The organism is Accumulibacter sp., assembly GCF_029255145.1.
Taxonomy (GTDB): domain Bacteria; phylum Pseudomonadota; class Gammaproteobacteria; order Burkholderiales; family Rhodocyclaceae; genus Accumulibacter.
The window spans coordinates 13,812-30,060 of the sequence record NZ_JAPUVQ010000093.1 but is presented as its reverse complement, the minus strand read 5'-3'; the positions used below and the strand labels follow the sequence as shown (position 1 = coordinate 30,060).

General features: G+C 65.8%; 11 protein-coding genes and 1 tRNA gene. 7 read left to right on the top strand and 5 right to left on the bottom strand.

Annotated elements, in window-relative coordinates; genetic code table 11:
• From Q1L50_RS09130 to rng, 3 genes are all read right to left on the bottom strand, one after another.
• Positions 1-238 (bottom strand): hypothetical protein (locus Q1L50_RS09130; RefSeq protein WP_300337742.1); only part of this gene is annotated, 238 nt, incomplete at its 3' end.
• Positions 239-514: 276 nt separating this feature from the next.
• Positions 515-591, bottom strand: a tRNA-Met gene (locus tag Q1L50_RS09125).
• Between the two features lie 129 nt (positions 592-720).
• Complete coding sequence (gene rng, locus Q1L50_RS09120) at positions 721-2,175, bottom strand: ribonuclease G (RefSeq protein WP_300337740.1); 1,455 nt, start codon at positions 2,173-2,175, stop codon at positions 721-723.
• Between the two features lie 79 nt (positions 2,176-2,254).
• Between rng and yegQ the strand changes: the two genes are divergently transcribed.
• From yegQ to glgX, 6 genes are all read left to right on the top strand, one after another.
• Positions 2,255-3,589: a tRNA 5-hydroxyuridine modification protein YegQ gene (yegQ, locus tag Q1L50_RS09115; protein ID WP_300337739.1), complete on the top strand. Its 1,335-nt coding sequence runs from the start codon at positions 2,255-2,257 to the stop codon at positions 3,587-3,589.
• 14 nt (positions 3,590-3,603) lie between these two features.
• A complete protein-coding gene (locus Q1L50_RS09110; protein WP_300337737.1) occupies positions 3,604-4,698 on the top strand; it encodes a hypothetical protein in 1,095 nt (364 codons plus the stop codon).
• A gap of 492 nt (positions 4,699-5,190) precedes the next feature.
• Entirely contained in the window at positions 5,191-6,141 is a 951-nt protein-coding gene (glk, locus tag Q1L50_RS09105; RefSeq protein WP_300337736.1) for a glucokinase, read from the top strand.
• A 22-nt stretch (positions 6,142-6,163) separates the two neighbouring features.
• Positions 6,164-8,614 (top strand): glycogen/starch/alpha-glucan phosphorylase, encoded by a 2,451-nt coding sequence (locus Q1L50_RS09100; protein WP_300337744.1) that lies wholly within the window; start codon positions 6,164-6,166, stop codon positions 8,612-8,614.
• An 11-nt stretch (positions 8,615-8,625) separates the two neighbouring features.
• Positions 8,626-10,809 (top strand): 1,4-alpha-glucan branching protein GlgB, encoded by a 2,184-nt coding sequence (glgB, locus tag Q1L50_RS09095; RefSeq protein ID WP_300337734.1) that lies wholly within the window; start codon positions 8,626-8,628, stop codon positions 10,807-10,809.
• On the top strand, positions 10,806-12,815 hold the full coding sequence (gene glgX / locus Q1L50_RS09090) for a glycogen debranching protein GlgX (protein WP_300337732.1): 2,010 nt from the start codon (positions 10,806-10,808) through the stop codon (positions 12,813-12,815). The genes glgB and glgX overlap by 4 nt, the downstream gene beginning before the upstream one ends.
• Positions 12,816-12,857: 42 nt before the next feature.
• Here glgX and Q1L50_RS09085 read toward each other — a convergent pair whose 3' ends face one another.
• Complete coding sequence (locus Q1L50_RS09085; RefSeq protein WP_300337731.1) at positions 12,858-13,886, bottom strand: Nudix family hydrolase; 1,029 nt, start codon at positions 13,884-13,886, stop codon at positions 12,858-12,860.
• Between the two features lie 31 nt (positions 13,887-13,917).
• A complete protein-coding gene (locus tag Q1L50_RS09080; protein ID WP_300337729.1) occupies positions 13,918-14,877 on the bottom strand; it encodes an ATP-binding protein in 960 nt (319 codons plus the stop codon).
• Positions 14,878-14,925: 48 nt separating this feature from the next.
• On the opposite strand from Q1L50_RS09080, the gene Q1L50_RS09075 reads away from it, so the two are divergent.
• On the top strand, positions 14,926-16,188 hold the full coding sequence (locus tag Q1L50_RS09075) for a murein transglycosylase A (RefSeq protein WP_300337727.1): 1,263 nt from the start codon (positions 14,926-14,928) through the stop codon (positions 16,186-16,188).
• Positions 16,189-16,249 lie beyond the last annotated feature (61 nt).

Sequence of the window (16,249 nt, the reverse complement as noted above, 5' to 3'; positions counted from 1 at the left end):
TCAGCGTGCGGTGCGGGATGCACAGCGGTGGCCTTTCCAGTTCGACCGCCTTGACGTGCCCGTTTTCCATCAGGCTGGTCAGTGCGAACCTGCGGCCAGCATCGTCTCCTACGGGGTGCGAGAAATAATTGTCTCCTCCAACGAAGTAGATCGCTTGGCCATCCTTCTCCAGAATCGCCAACCCTTCTCCCACTTTCTGCGCACCATCCGGAAACCCTGGAAGCCACGACTGCCTCAACGCCTGCTCCTCCTTGCACCCCCCAGCGACGCTCGGTCTTTGCCATACGAAATTTATGGACGTCAGAATAAAGTGCCACTGTAAATTCCGGAATTCTACCTGCATTCCCGACCGAGATCAGGAAGTCTGAAATTCTACCCAATGCCTTGCTGCTGGTGTTGGCGCACATGATCGGCAGTGTGGTGCGGAGCAACGGCCTTGTTGCGGCAAATGTAACCCCGGCGTAACCCCAACAAAAAGCCCGACCTTGCGGACCGGGCTAAATGCTTGATTCTTTGGTGGTGATGGGTGGAATTGAACCACCGACCTATGGGTTATGAATCCATCGCTCTAACCAACTGAGCTACATCACCTCAGGGCGGCAGATTATAGGACCCGCGCCAGTTGGTGGTCAAGCTGCAAACACACGCAGTCGACCAGAGCCACTGTGCAGGCGGATTCCGCTGCAGCCAGCAGCGCCTGCCCGGTCCGCCGCGAAACGCTCACATCAGCACGATGTCGTATTGCTCCTGGCTGTAGCTGGGCTCGGCCTGCAGCGAAATCGGCTTGCCGATGAAGTCGGAGAGCATCGCCAGACCTTGCGACTCCTCGTCGAGAAAACGGTCGATAACCGCCAGGTTGCCGAGCACGCGGTATTCGCGCGCGTCGAACTGGCGGGCCTCGCGCAGCAACTCGCGCAGGATCTCGTAGCACACGGTGCGCGCTGTCCGGACCTCGCCACGCCCGCCGCAGGTTGGACACTCTTCACAGAGGACATGCGAAAGCGATTCGCGCGTCCGCTTGCGGGTCATTTCGACCAACCCCAACGCGGTGAAGCCGTTCACCGTCAGTCGCGTATGGTCGCGCGCCAGCGCCTTGTTGAACTCGCTGAGCACCGCCGCCCGGTGCACTTCATTTTCCATGTCGATGAAGTCGATGATGATGATCCCGCCGAGGTTGCGCAGACGCAGCTGCCGGGCGATGGTCTGCGCCGCTTCGAGATTGGTCTTGAAGATCGTGTCGTCGAAGTTGCGCACGCCGACGAAACCGCCGGTGTTGACGTCGATGGTGGTCATCGCCTCGGTCTGATCGATGATCAGGTAGCCCCCCGACTTGAGATCGACCCGGCGCGCCAGCGCCTTCTGGATCTCGTCCTCGACGCCGTGCAGGTCGAACAGCGGTCGGGCGCCGGTGTAATGCTCCAGCAAGGGCTCGACTGTCGGGGTGTATTCGGCGGCAAATGCCTTCAGTCTCTGGAAGTTCTCGCGCGAGTCGATGACGATGCCGGCGGTATCGGGATGGACGCAGTCGCGCAGCACGCGCTGCGCCAGCGACAATTCCTGATAGAGCAGCGAAGGCGGCGCGGCGGTGGTCGACTGAAGCTGGATATCACGCCAGATCTTGCGAAGGTACTCGACGTCCTTGGCGAGTTCGGATTCGCTGGCGTTCTCGGCCATCGTCCGGACGATGAAGCCGCCGGTTTCGTCGCTCGGCACCAGGCGCGACAACTTTTCGCGCAGCGCTTCGCGTTCAGACTCCCTTTCGATCCGCTGCGAAATGCCAATGTGCTTGTCCTGCGGCAGATAGACCAGCATCCGCCCGGCGATCGAGACCTGCGTCGACAAGCGGGCGCCCTTGGTGCCCATCGGATCCTTGATCACCTGCACGAGAATGCTCTGGCCCTCGAACAGCAAGCGCTCGATCGGCCGCAACGGCTCATCGTTGGTGCGCGGTTCCCGGATGTCGGCAACGTGCAGGAATGCGGTACGGCCGAGGCCAATCTCGATGAACGCCGACTGCATCCCCGGCAGGATGCGAACGATGCGTCCAACATACACATTGCCGACGAAGCCGCGACTCGAACTGCGCTCGATATGCAGTTCCTGGACGGCGCCCTGGTGCATGACCGCGACGCGTGTTTCCTGCGGGGTGAAGTTGATCAGTATCTCTTCGGACATGGGGCGGCGATCTGGATAATGAGGGTAAGATTGCGGTTTGCCGCATTCGGCATTCTACCCTGTCATGCCGCCTCCCCGGATGTCCCTCAATGTAGCGACCGCGCTCGTCTCGGCGTGCCATTCTCCCGAGTTGCTCGCTCCTGCGGGTTCTCCGACCATGCTGCGGACCGCGCTGGCCTTCGGTGCCGACGCCATTTATGCCGGGCAACCGCGCTACAGCCTGCGCGTGCGCAACAACGAGTTCGGCAGGATCGAGGCACTGGCTGGCGCGATCGACGACGCGCACGCAGCGGGCCGCAAGTTGTACGTGGTCAGCAACGTCCTGCCGCACAACAGCAAGGTCCGCAGCTACCTCGCCGACATGGCGCCGGTGGTGGCGCTCAAACCCGACGCGCTGATCATGGCCGACCCCGGGCTGATCGACCTGGTTCGCGAAAACTGGCCAGAGATGCCGGTACATCTCTCGGTGCAGGCCAATACCGTCAACTTTGCCGCCGCGCACTTCTGGCGCAAGATCGGGATCAGCCGGATCATCCTGTCGCGCGAGCTGTCGCTCGACGAAGTGGCGGAAATTCGCCAGGAGTGTCCGGAAATGGAACTGGAAGTCTTTGTTCACGGCGCCCTGTGCATCGCGTACTCGGGCCGCTGCCTGCTGTCAGGCTACTTCAACCACCGCGATCCCAACCAGGGCACGTGCACCAATTCGTGCCGCTGGGATTACAAGCTGAAGGCTGCAGGTACCGCCGACGCTGACCGGCCGGGTGCCTGCAGCTCGACCAGCGCTGGCGGCAGCGCGATCGGCGACTGGCTGCTCGAAGAAAAAGAGCGCCCGGGCGAACTGATGCCGATCGATGAAGACGAGCACGGCACCTACATCATGAACTCGAAGGACCTGCGGGCGGTCGAGCACGTCCGGCGACTGACCGAGATCGGCGTCGATTCGCTGAAGATCGAAGGGCGCACCAAGTCGGCCTACTACGTCGCACGGACCACGCAGGTCTACCGCCGCGCGATCGACGACGCGGTTGCCGGCCGCCCATTCGATCCCGGCCTGCTCGGCGAACTCGAGGGCCTGGCCAATCGTGGCTACACCGACGGCTTCTACCAGCGCCACCACGAACACGAGATGCAGAACTACCTGCGAGGCCACTCCGAATCGGGGCGCAGCCTCTACGTCGGCGATGTGATCGACTGGCATCCCGGCCGCCAACTGGCGCTGATCGACGTCAAGAACCGCATCTCGGTTGGCGATCGGCTGGAAATCATCCATCCCTCGGGCAATCGCCTGGTCGCACTCGAACACATGGAAAGTCTGGACGGCGCCGTAATCCGCGTCGCCCCGGGCAACGGTCATCGGGTATGGATCCCGCTGCCGGCCGAGTTGCCGGGCGCGATGCTCGCGCGCTTCGTCTGATTGGCTCGACGCAGATGGACCGGCCACACCTCTTCGTCGATATCTCGGCACACGGTTTTGGCCACCTGGCGCAGGTCGCGCCAGTGCTCGAGGCGCTGGGCAAGCGCCTGCCGGCGTTGCGCCTGAGCATCCGCAGCGGCCTGCCGACCGCCAAGCTGCGGGCCCGCGTAGCGGCCGACTTCAGCCACCTGCCGGGGAGCAGCGACTTCGGCTACGTGATGCATGACGCCGTAAGCCTCGACCTCGACGCGACCGCTCAGGCCTATCGCCGCCAGCATGCTGACTGGAATCGGCTGGTCGAGAGCGACGCCCAACTCTTCCGCCAGCTCAAGCCGAATCTGGTGCTCAGCGACGTCGCCTACCTGCCGCTCGCCGGCGCCGCGCGCGCAGGAATTCCTGCGGTCGCCATGTGCTCGCTCAACTGGGCCGAGCTTTTTGCGCATTTCTTCGCCAGCGAGGACTGGGCGCCGACGATTCATCGCCAGATGCTGGAAGCGTACCGCAGCGCCGAATGCTTCCTGCGGCTCACGCCGGGAATGGCGATGAGCGACCTGCCAGGGCTGCGTACCATCGGCCCGATCGCTGCCGTTGGTGGCGACTGCCGGCAGGAACTGCGCCGGCAACTTGGCTGCAGCGGCGAGCAGCGACTGGTCCTGATTGCTTTCGGCGGTGTCGAGAAGCAACTGCCGGTCGACCAATGGCCGCCGCTCGCCGGTCTGCACTGGCTGATTCCGCAGGCCTGGCAGATCGACCAGCCCGGCTTCACCGACTTCGAAGCGCTGGGTCGCCCGATCACGGATCTGATGCGCGCGGTCGACGCCGTGCTCACCAAACCCGGCTACGGCACTTTCGCCGAAGCCGCCTGCAACGGCACCCCGCTGCTCTACCTGCGGCGCGAAGACTGGCCGGAGCAGGATGTCCTGATCGCCTGGCTGCAACAGCACGGCCGTTGCCGCGAGGTCAGCGATGCCGACCTGCTTGCTGGTCGACTGCGACCAGCACTGGCGGCTTTATGGAGCCAAGCCCCGCCGGCAGTTCCGCGGCCGTCTGGCGCAGACGAAGCAGCGGCAGCGCTGTTGCCGTGGTTGGCAACCGCTGGCAAGGCGTAGCCGCTCCTTGTCGGGCCCAACCCGGGCAGTGGTTCCGTTCCGAGCTCTTGCCGCACGCGCCAGTTCGGTCTTGGTGGGCAGGAACGCTGGCCGCGACGTTGTGACGGCCGGCGCCAGACCGCCGTCGGTCCCGGGGTTCATGCGCCACGGCTGCGGAAGCACGCAGCACCTTGACAGGACAAGCGTGTAACCGACAGACTCGCGGCGGCTGCGCGCATTTCCTTCGGGACTGGCGGGGCCTCGCAGCATGGCCCTTTGATCGATGGGGCGATCGGTGCGAAGATTCACCCCTCTTGCCATCCGCTCCGGCCCCGGCATTCGCTCTCAAACCTGCAGCCGTCAGGCTACCAAAGCTGCCCGCGTCTGTTACCACGTCATCCCCAGAACCCCATGGAAATCGCTCATCTCCCGCCCCGGCAGCCAACTTCGACGGCGTCATCCGACGCGGCTGCAGGCTCTTCCGGATCAGCAAGAGCACCGGAACTAACGGCGATGCTGGTGGCCGACATCGGTGGCACACGCGCACGCTTCGCGCTGCTCGACGATCAGGGCTTGCCGCATCTGGTTCGAATTCTTGCGGTGGCTGATTTCGCCGGGCCGGTGGAGGCGATCGAGGCCTACCTCGGAGAAGTCGGCTGCGCCGACTTGCGTGCCGCGGCGATTGCCCTCGCCGCTCCGATCGACGAGCAGCTGATCCGGCTGACCAATGGATCGTGGACCTTCTCGTGCGCGGAAATGAAGGCGCGGCTCGGAATTTCCCGGCTGCTGTTGCTCAACGACTTCACGGCTCTTGCCCTCTCGCTCCCGCGCCTGCCGGCCGGCGAGCTACGGCAGGTAGGCGGCGGCACGACCTTGGCGCTGGCCCCCAAGGCGGTGCTCGGGCCGGGCACCGGCCTCGGCGTCTCCGGCGTCGTTTTCGATCGCGGCCGCTGGTTGGCGCTGGCCGGCGAAGGTGGACACTGCTCGCTGGCACCCGCTGATGGGCGTGAGTCGGCAATTCTCGCCCTCGCCTGGCGTGAACTGCAGCACGTCTCCGCCGAGCGGCTGCTGTCCGGTAGCGGCCTGCCGCTGCTGCATCGCCTGGTCGCCGAGGTCGACGGCCGGGCGTGCGAGGCCTTGACTCCGGCCGAGATCGTTGCGCGGGCCCTGGCCAATGAAGATGTCCAGTGCAGCGCGGTGGTCGACACCTTCTGCGCGATGCTCGGCTCGATGGCGGGTAATCTGGCGCTGACCCTCGGTGCCCGAGGCGGCGTCTACATCGGGGGTGGTATCATTCCTCGCCTCGGCGATCTCTTTGATCGGTCCGCCTTTCGCGCCCGCTTCGAAACCAAGGGGCGCTTCGCCGCCTACTTGGCCGCAATCCCGACCTATGTAATGCTCTCGCCTACGCCGGCGCTACTGGGCGCTGCTCACGCCCTGGCCGAGAGCGACGATGGCCCATGAACCCTACTGGAGTACTTCCCTGATGTCCGATGCCGCTGCAGCCCAACCCGAAAGCGAACCCCTGCGCTCCCAGATCGACCACAAGCTGCTCTGCCAGGTGGCCACCGAACGATCCGTCGCCGGCAAGGCGGAGTTCTACCATGCGCTGGCGCAGGTCGCCCGCGAACAACTGGCGAAACGTTGGGTCGAGACCCAGCACGCCGATCGCGAGAGCCAGGCGCGGCGCGTCTATTACCTGTCGATGGAATTCCTGATCGGCCGGGCGATGAACAACGCCCTGTCGGCTCTCGATCTTCGCGAGCAGGCGGCGGCTGTTTTTGCCCCGCCGGGCCCGTCGCTGGACGAGGTGATGGAATGCGAACCCGACGCGGCCCTCGGCAACGGTGGTCTCGGGCGCCTGGCGGCGTGCTTCCTGGATTCGATGGCCACCCTGGGACTTCCCTCCTGGGGCTATGGCGTTCGCTACGAGTATGGAATGTTCGCCCAGTCGATCGTCAACGGCCAGCAGGTCGAGAAGCCGGAAGCCTGGGTGCACGATCGCTCGCCGTGGGAATTCCCGCGCAGCGGCAAGCACTATACGGTGCATTTCGGCGGTACCGCCGAGCACCATGGCGAGTGGGCGGAGTGGCACGCCGCCGATTCGGTGGAAGCCAAGGCCTTCGACCACGTGATTCCGGGTTACGGTACCGAGCGGGTCAGCACCTTGCGGCTGTGGAAGGCAGCGGCGCCATCGGAGATCGACCTCGGCGCCTTCAATACCGGCGACTACCAGCGCGCGGCCGAGTTCAAGAACCGTTTCGAGAACATCTCGTGGGTGCTCTATCCGAACGACAGCACCTCGGCCGGCCGCGAGCTGCGCCTGCGGCAGGAGTACTTCTTCGTCTCGGCATCGATGCAGGACATCCTCGAGCGCCACCTTACCGAGTACGGCAGCTTCTGCAATCTGGCGGAAAAGGTCGCCATCCACCTCAATGACACGCACCCGGCGATCGGCGTCGCCGAGTTGATGCGCTTGCTGGTCGACCAACACGAGATGCGCTGGAACGACGCCTGGGACCAATGCCGCCGGATTTTCTCCTACACCAACCACACCCTGATGCCGGAAGCGCTGGAAACCTGGAAGGTGACGCTGATGCAGCGGGTCCTGCCGCGTCACATGCTGATCATCTATCGCATCAACCAGGAGTTTCTCGACGAAGTGGTTCGCCTCTACCCCGGCGACATCGACCTGATGCGGCGGGTGTCGCTGATCGACGACGGCAATGGCCACGAAAAGGACAAGCGGGTGCGCATGGCGCACCTGAGCATCGTCGGCAGCCACCGGATCAACGGCGTCTCGCAGCTGCATTCGGACTTGATGGTGCAGACCATCTTTGCCGATTTCGCCCGCCTGTACCCCGAGCGTTTTCACAACAAGACCAACGGCGTGACGCCGCGGCGCTGGCTGGCTCAGGCCAATCGGCCGCTGTCGAAGCTGCTCGATGAGAGTATCGGCAAGAACTGGCGCCTCGATCTCGATCGCCTGCACGAACTGCGGTCCAGCGCCGACGACCCGGCTTTCGGCGCTGCTTTCGCCGCCGCCAAGCGCAGCAACAAGCTGCGCCTGGCCGACTACGTCGCGCGTGAAGTGGGCGTCACGCTGAACCCGGACAGCCTGTTCGACGTGCAGGTCAAGCGCATCCACGAGTACAAGCGGCAGTTGCTCAACGTCCTGCACGTGATCACCCGTTACAACGCGCTGCGTGACGGCTCGGCCGTCGACTGCGCGCCGCGCAGCGTGATTTTCGCCGGCAAGGCGGCGTCGTCGTATCACATGGCGAAGCAGGTGATCCGGCTGATCAACGACGTCGCGGCGGTGGTGAACAACGATCCGCGCACCCGCGACATGCTGCAGGTCGTCTTCATTCCCAACTACGGAGTTTCCGTCGCCGAACTGATCATGCCGGCAGCGAACCTGTCGGAACAGATTTCGACCGCCGGCACCGAAGCGTCGGGCACCGGCAACATGAAGCTCTCGCTCAATGGGGCGTTGACCATCGGCACCGAGGACGGCGCCAACATCGAGATCCGCGACCAGGTCGGCGCCGACAACATCTTCATTTTTGGCAACAACACCGCGCAGGTCGCTGCTCTCAGGCAGGAGGGCTACCACCCGAACGAGGTTTACCACGACGATCCGGCGCTCAAGGAAGCGCTCGACAAGATCGACGGCGGTTTCTTCTCGCCCGGCGATCGCCCGCGCTATCACGACGTTTTCAATTGCCTGGTCCATTATGGTGACCACTACCAGCTGCTCGCCGACTATGCGGACTACGTGGCGACCCAGCAGCGTGTCGACGCGCTCTATCTGACGCCTGCCGAGTGGCAGCGCAAGGCGATCCTCAACGTTGCCGGCATGGGCTTGTTCTCGGCCGACCGGACGATCCGCGACTACGCCAACGACACCTGGAACTTACGAACACTGACTCCCTGAGGAACTCGCAGATGATTGACAATGCAGAGATTATTTCCCTTTGCCGGGCCGAGCACGGCAACCCCTACGCAGTCCTCGGCATGCACACCGACGCCGACGACCGACTGTGGGTCCGCAGCCTGCAACCGGGCGCACGTTCGGTCGCGGTACTGGACGCCAAGACCGGCAAGCAGGTCGCCGAACTCGCCCAGCGCGAGATCAAAGGCGTCGAGGGCTTCTTCGAGGGGGTCATTCCCCGCCGCCGCAAGGATTTTTCGTACCGCCTGCGGATCACCTGGGAGCACGGCGTCCAGGAAACCGACGACCCTTACCGTTTCTGGGCCGTCCTCGGCGAGATGGACGTCTGGCTGCTTGCCGAAGGCTCGCACCTGCGGCCGTTCGAGCGCCTCGGTGCGCACCTGACCGAGATCGATGGCGTCGCCGGTACCGCTTTCGCGGTCTGGGCGCCCGACGCGCAGCGGGTCAGCGTGGTTGGCGACTTCAACACCTGGGACGGTCGCCGGCACCCGATGCGTCTGCGCCGGGAATGCGGGGTGTGGGAGATATTTCTGCCGGGAGTGGCCGCCGGAGCGCGTTACAAGTACGAAATACGCTCTCGCGATGGGCATCTGCTGCCACTCAAGTCGGACCCCTACGGCTTCGAAGCCGAAATGCGCCCGTCGACGGCCTCGGTGGTCTGCGCCCTGCCGCCGCCAGTCGAGCCCGTCCCGGTACCGGCTGGCGAGCAGTTGGGTGCCCCCTTGAGCATCTACGAAGTTCACCTGGCTTCGTGGCGGCGGGCCGACGACGGCGGCTTCCCGGACTGGCAGCGGCTGAGCGAAACGCTGATCCCGTACGTGGTCGACCTCGGTTTCACCCATCTCGAACTGTTGCCGATCTCCGAGCATCCCTTCGACGGTTCCTGGGGCTACCAGCCGCTCGGCCTGTACGCGCCGACCGCGCGTCACGGCAGCCCGGCCGGCTTCTGCCAGTTCGTCGGCGCCTGTCACGCCGCCGGATTGCGGGTGATCGTCGACTGGGTGCCGGCGCACTTCCCGACCGACGAACACGGCCTCTCGCGTTTCGACGGCAACCCGCTCTACGAGCACGCCGACCCGCGCGAAGGCATGCATCAGGACTGGGGCACGCTGATCTACAACTTCGGCCGCCGCGAAGTCAGCAACTACCTGATCGGCAATGCGCTGTTCTGGATCGAGCGCTACGGCGTCGATGGCCTGCGCGTCGATGCCGTGGCATCGATGCTCTATCGCGACTACAGCCGCTCGGAAGGGCAGTGGGTGCCGAATGTGCACGGCGGCCGCGAAAACATCGAGGCCGTTGCCTTCCTACGCCGGATGAACGAGGTCCTTGGCCAGGAGCACCCCGCCGCCGACACTCACGCCGAGGAATCGACCGCCTGGCCAATGGTCAGCCGGCCGCCGTCGATGGGCGGCCTGGGTTTCCACTACAAGTGGAACATGGGCTGGATGCACGACGTCCTCTCGTACATGTCGCAGGATCCGATCCATCGTCGCTATCATCACAACAAGCTCAGTTTCGGGATGATGTACGCCTTTACCGAGAACTTCGTCCTGCCGCTGTCGCACGACGAAGTGGTACACGGCAAGGGTTCGCTGATCAACAAGATGCCTGGCGACACCTGGCAGAAGTTCGCCAACCTGCGCTCGCTGTACGGTTTCATGTGGGCGCATCCGGGCAAGAAGCTGCTGTTCATGGGCGGCGAGTTCGGCCAGTGGAGCGAATGGAATCACGACACCTCGCTCGACTGGGCGCTGCTCGATTTCCCGACGCACGCTGGCATCCGTAACCTGGTCCGCGACCTCAACAGCCTCTACCGCAGCCGTCCGGCGCTGCATCAGGTCGATTTCGAGCCCGCCGGTTTCGAATGGATCGCCGCCGACGATGCCGAGTCGTCGGTCGTCGCCTTCGTCCGCTGGACGCGGGACCGTTCCCGCGCCATGCTCTATGTCGGCAACTTCACTCCGGTCGTTCGCCACGCTTACCGGGTTGGCGTCCCGATGGCCGGCAAGTACTACGAGCGGATCAATACCGACTCGCAGCATTACGGCGGCGGCAACGTCGGCAACGGGCCGGACGGGATCACCGCCGAGCGGGCGTCTGCGCACGGTCGTGAGTGGTCGCTGAATCTCACCCTGCCGCCGCTGGCGGCGCTGTTCCTCGAATGGGTGCCGTGACCACCGCCCTAACGCTCGAAGCCGGGCGACCATGGCCGCTCGGCGCCCACTGGGACGGCCGCGGGGTGAACTTCGCGCTCTTCTCGGCGCATGCCGAAGCCGTCGAGCTGTGCATCTTCGACGGCGACAGCATGCGCGCGCTGCCCGTTCGCCAGTGTAGCGATCAGGTCTGGCACGCTTACCTCGCCGGCGCCGCTCCCGGGCTGTGCTACGCCTACCGCGTGGCTGGCCCTGCGGCGCCCGACAGTGGTCAGCGCTTCGACCCCGCCAGGCTGCTGCTCGACCCCTGCGCGCGTCAGATCGTCGGCCGCTTTTCCTGGACGGCGCTGGACGATCCGGCGCAGACCCCGCGCGCCTGCGTGGTCGACGAAACCTTCGACTGGGACGGCGATGCGCCGCCGGCAATAGCATGGGCGGATACGATCCTCCACGAAGTTCATGTCAAGGGTGTCAGCCGGCAGCACCCCGACGTCCCCGAGCCGCTGCGCGGCACCTACGCCGGACTCGCCTCGCCGGCGATGATCGCCCACTTCCAGCGGCTGGGTGTCACCGCGCTCAGTCTCCTGCCGGTACACCACTTCCTCGACGAGCAACGACTGGCCAGCGAAGGGCGGGTCAATTACTGGGGTTACAACACGCTCGCCTTTTTCGCGCCCGAGCCGCGCTATGCCGCCCGGATCGGCGGCCAGACGGTGATCGACGAGTTCAAGACGATGGTGCGGACGCTGCACGCCGCCGGCCTCGAAGTGATCCTCGACGTGGTCTTCAACCACACCGCCGAGACCGACGAATTCGGCCCGACGCTCTCGTTTCGCGGCATTGACAACCAGAGCTACTACCTGCTGCCGCCGGGCAATCTCGCCGCTTACGAGAACTTCAGCGGTTGCGGCAACACCCTCAACCTCACCCACCCACGCGTCCTGCAGCTGGTCATGGATGCCTTGCGCTATTGGGTCGGCGTGATGCACGTCGACGGTTTCCGCTTCGACCTGGCGGCCGCTCTCGCCCGCGACAGCGCTTTTCTGCCGGCGCTCCGGCAGGATCCGATGCTGCAGCAGGTCAAGCTGATCGCCGAACCCTGGGACATGGGTCCGGATGGCTACCAGCTGGGGCGATTCCTGCCGGGCTGGAGCGAATGGAACGACCGCTTCCGCGACGACGTTCGCGCCTTCTGGCTGACCGGCGAGGTCGGCGTCGGCGCGCTGGCACAGCGGCTGGCCGGATCGAGCGAACTGTTCGGTGGCGCCGGCCGCGCACCCCAGGCCGGCGTCAACTTCATTACCGCGCACGACGGCTTTACCCTGCGCGACCTGGTCAGCTACCAGGACAAACACAACGAGCTCAATGGCGAGGACAATCGCGACGGCCACGGGCACAACCTGTCGTGGAACTGCGGCGAGGAAGGTGACAGCAATGACCCGCTGGTGCTCGAAAAGCGCCGCCGCCTGCAGCGCGCGCTATTGACCACCCTGCTGGTCGCCCAGGGTGTTCCGATGCTTCAGGGCGGAGACGAGATCGGCCGCACGCAGGCCGGCAACAACAACGCCTACTGCCAGGACAACGCCATGACCTGGCTCGACTGGCGCACTGCCGACAGCGATCTGATCGACTTCGTCGCCGGGCTGATCGCCTTGCGGCGGCGCTTCCCGCAACTGCGGCGAAACAGCTGGCTGACCGGCGAGGGCGGCGGCGAGGCCCGGCAACCCGATGTGCTGTGGTGGCATCCGGCCGGACGACCGATGGCCATGGCCGATTGGCAATCGGCAACGCTGGGCACCTTCGCCGTGCAACTCGCCAGCGACTTGCCCGGCGCCGGGCAGCCGCCGGACAGCCGACTGCTGCTGTGCCTGATCAACCGCGACGAAATACCGGTGCCTTTTCTGCTGCCGGCGGGCGTATGGCAACAACGCTGCGACAGTAGCGCGCCGCAGCCATTCGCCGCCGGCCGACGCGAGACGACCAGCCTGGTCGCCGCGCGCAGCATCCAGCTGCTCAGCCGGGAATAGCTGGCCGGCGCTGTTGTGTTCGTCGGCCCAGCCGCCGTCGAATCAGCGCCAGCCACGCATCAGCGCGACGCCGTGGCCGCCGTTGCTGCAGGCCAGGTCGAGCATCTCGGGCTGCAGCCCGCCGAGAGCGTAGACCGGTAGCGGCGAGCGTTCGACCAGGCGCGAAAACTCCGGCCAGCCGATTCCGACGAGGCCGGGGTGGCTGGGCGTCGGCAGCACCGGGCCGAGGACGGCAAAGTCCAGTCCGAGTTGCGCCGCCCGCAGCAGATCGGCAGCGCTGTGGCACGAGGCGGCAAGGTGGTCGAAGTCGGGCCGTCGCTCGACCTGCCACAGCCGCGTCGACGACAGGTGCAGTCCGTGCGCGCCGACCGCGCGAGCGAGTTCCTGGTCGTCGTTGACCAGCACACGCGCGTTCTGGTAACGGCGCGCCAGCGCCATCACCTCGCCGGCGAAGGACCGGCGCTGCGCTGGCGCCAGCGTCTTGTCGCGCAACTGCAGCAGCCGCAGCCCCTGTGCCAGCGCTCCCGCCAGCCGCGCCAGTTCCGCCGCCGGGCCATTCTCCTCGGCATTGCTCAGGGCATACACCGCCGGCAGGTCGAGCGCGCGCAGGATCGGTCCGTTGGCGGGCAGGATCGGTGCGACGCTGGGCGCCTCGCCGACCTTCAACCAGGCAAAGGCGCTGTGTTCCAGCGGCGTGACTTGCCCGTGCCACGAGCTGACGCGGAAAAAGCGCAGGCGCACGGTGGCATGCGGATAGGTGAACTCGCAGCAGACCCACGGCCAAAGCCGGTCGACGGTAATCCCCAGTTCTTCGTGCAGCTCGCGAACCAGCGCTTCGCGGACGCTCTCGCCGGCTTCGACCTTGCCGCCGGGGAACTCCCAGTAACCCGCATAGACCTTCCCGGTCGGGCGTTGCGCCATCAGGAACTCCGGCGCCGCCGGGTGACCACGCAGCAGCACTGCTGCGGCAACTTCGGTCACTTCCCCGACGGGCGCGAGTCGACTGGGAGGGTCGGGCAGGCCGGCCGAGCCGACTGCGCCGAGCGCGGCAGCTGTCGGGATCCGGGTCATCTGCCGGCCGGCGTCACCGGGGGATTTCGCCTCACGACGTGCGCGCCGAACGCTTGCGCTTGCCCGCCGCAGCAGTGCGCACGGCGGTCGCGGGCGTCGATCGCTGCCCGCCGTCGGCGCTGCGCTGCCGGCCCGCCCAATCGCGGGCGAACTGCCAGGCGACACGGCCACTGCGCGATCCGCGCTCGAGCGCCCAGTTGAGCGCATCGCGTTCGGCGCGGAAGACTTCGGCGTCGGCACAGCCAAAGGTCTTCAACCAGTGCGCGACGATGTTGAGATAGGCGTCCTGATCGAAAGGGTAGAAGGAAATCCACAGGCCGAAACGCTCGGAGAGCGAGATCTTCTCCTCGATCGCTTCGCCCGGGTGAATCTCGTCGCCGACCCGCTTGCTCTCGAGGTTCTCGGCAAAATACTCGGGCATCAGGTGGCGGCGGTTGGAGGTGGCGTAGATCAGGACGTTCTCGGGAGCGGCCGCAAGCGAACCGTCCAGAACGACTTTCAGCGCCTTGTAGCGCGCGTCGCCGGAATCGAACGAGAGGTCGTCGCAGAAAATGACGAAGCGCTCGGGGCGCCCGTCGACCAGCTCGACGATGTCCGGCAGGTCGGTGAGGTCGCTCTTTTCGACCTCGATGACCCGCAAACCGTCGGCCGCATAGGCGTTGAGCAGGGCCTTGACCAGCGACGATTTGCCTGACCCCCGCGCACCGGTCAGCAGGACGTTGTTCGCCGGCTGGCCGGCGACGAACTGGCGGGTGTTGGCGTCGATACGGGCTTTCTGCTGATCGACGTCGTGCAGGTCGGCAAGGGTGATTTCGGGCAGCCGGGTGATTGCCTGCAGGTAGCCGGTGCCATGGCTCTTTCGCCAGCGAAAGGCGCTGGCAGCATGCCAGTCGGGGGTCGGCGACGCCGGTGGCAGCAAGGGCTCGATCCGATCGAGAAACTGCTCAGCGCGCGCCAGAAAGCTGGCAAGTTGCCGGAAAGGGTCAGTCATCGGACGGTATACTCGGCGGTGTGACGAACCCGACACTCTAGCCAAACCATGCTCAAAAGCCAACCACGACGGTTCCCTGGCCCGGCCTCGGCCCCGGCGCTTGCCAATATCCTGACCGCGACGCTGCTGGCCCTGCTGCTCAGCGCCTGTGGCACCCGGCGCGAGGAGCCGCGCGGCGACTGCCCGAGCTGCCCGGCGTGTACACCATGCGAGCCCGCCGCCGACGCGAGAACGCCCAAGCCGCTATTCAAGCCGCTGCAACCGGCGCGCTGGAGCGATCTGCCGGGTTGGACCGACGACGATCTGCGGGCGGCCTGGCCGGCCTTCCTGGAATCGTGCCGAAGCCTGGCCAAGCGCCCGCAATGGCCGCTGTGGCGGCCTGCCTGCGAGCAGGCCAGGGCGCTGCCGACGCCTTCCGGCGCCAGCATCCGCAGCCTTTTCGAGTCGCGCCTGCAGCCCTGGCTGCTGACCAACCCCGACGGCAGCGCCGAAGGTCTGGTCACCGGCTACTACGAGCCGCTGCTGCGTGGCTCGCGGACGCGCGGCAAACCCTATCTGCAGGCCGTTCTCGGCGTTCCGGCCGACTTGCTGAGCATCGATCTCGGCGCGGTCCAGCCCGAGCTCAAGAACCAGCGCCTGCGCGGTCGTTTGCAGGGCAACAAGGTCGTTCCCTATTATTCGCGGGCCGAGATCGCCGGTCGCGAGCAGGCCTACGCCGACCGCGTCCTGCTGTGGGTCGATGATCCGGTTGAACTGTTCTTTCTGCAGGTACAGGGTTCAGGGCGAGTCAAACTCGCCGATGGCAGCATGACGCGCCTGGCTTTCGCCGACCAGAACGGACACCCGTATCAGTCGATCGGAAAGGTGCTGGTCGACCGCGGCGAACTGACCGTCGACCAGGCGTCGATGCAGGGAATCAAGCAGTGGGCACAGGCCAACCCGGCGCGGCTGCCCGAGCTGCTGAACGCCAACCCGCGGTACGTCTTCTTCAGCGAGCAAGCGCTGAAAGGCAATGGAGGCGATGGCCCGAGCGGCGCCCTGGGGGTGCCGCTGACGCCCGAGCGCAGCATTGCCGTCGACCCGGCGCACGTTCCCCTGGGAGCGCCCGTATTCCTGGCCACCACTCAACCGGCGACCAGCACCCCGTTGCGCCGCCTGATGCTGGCACAGGATACCGGCAGCGCGATTCGCGGCGTCGTTCGCGCCGACTTCTTCTGGGGCTTCGGTGCGCAGGCCGGTGCGCAGGCCGGGCGCATGAAGCAGCAAGGCCGGATGTGGGTGCTGCTGCCGCCGGGGGCCGCACCAGAATAGACTGAACGCGGCAGACGCTGGTGCATGCAGCCCCATCGTGGTGCCGATCGCGGGCAGCAAT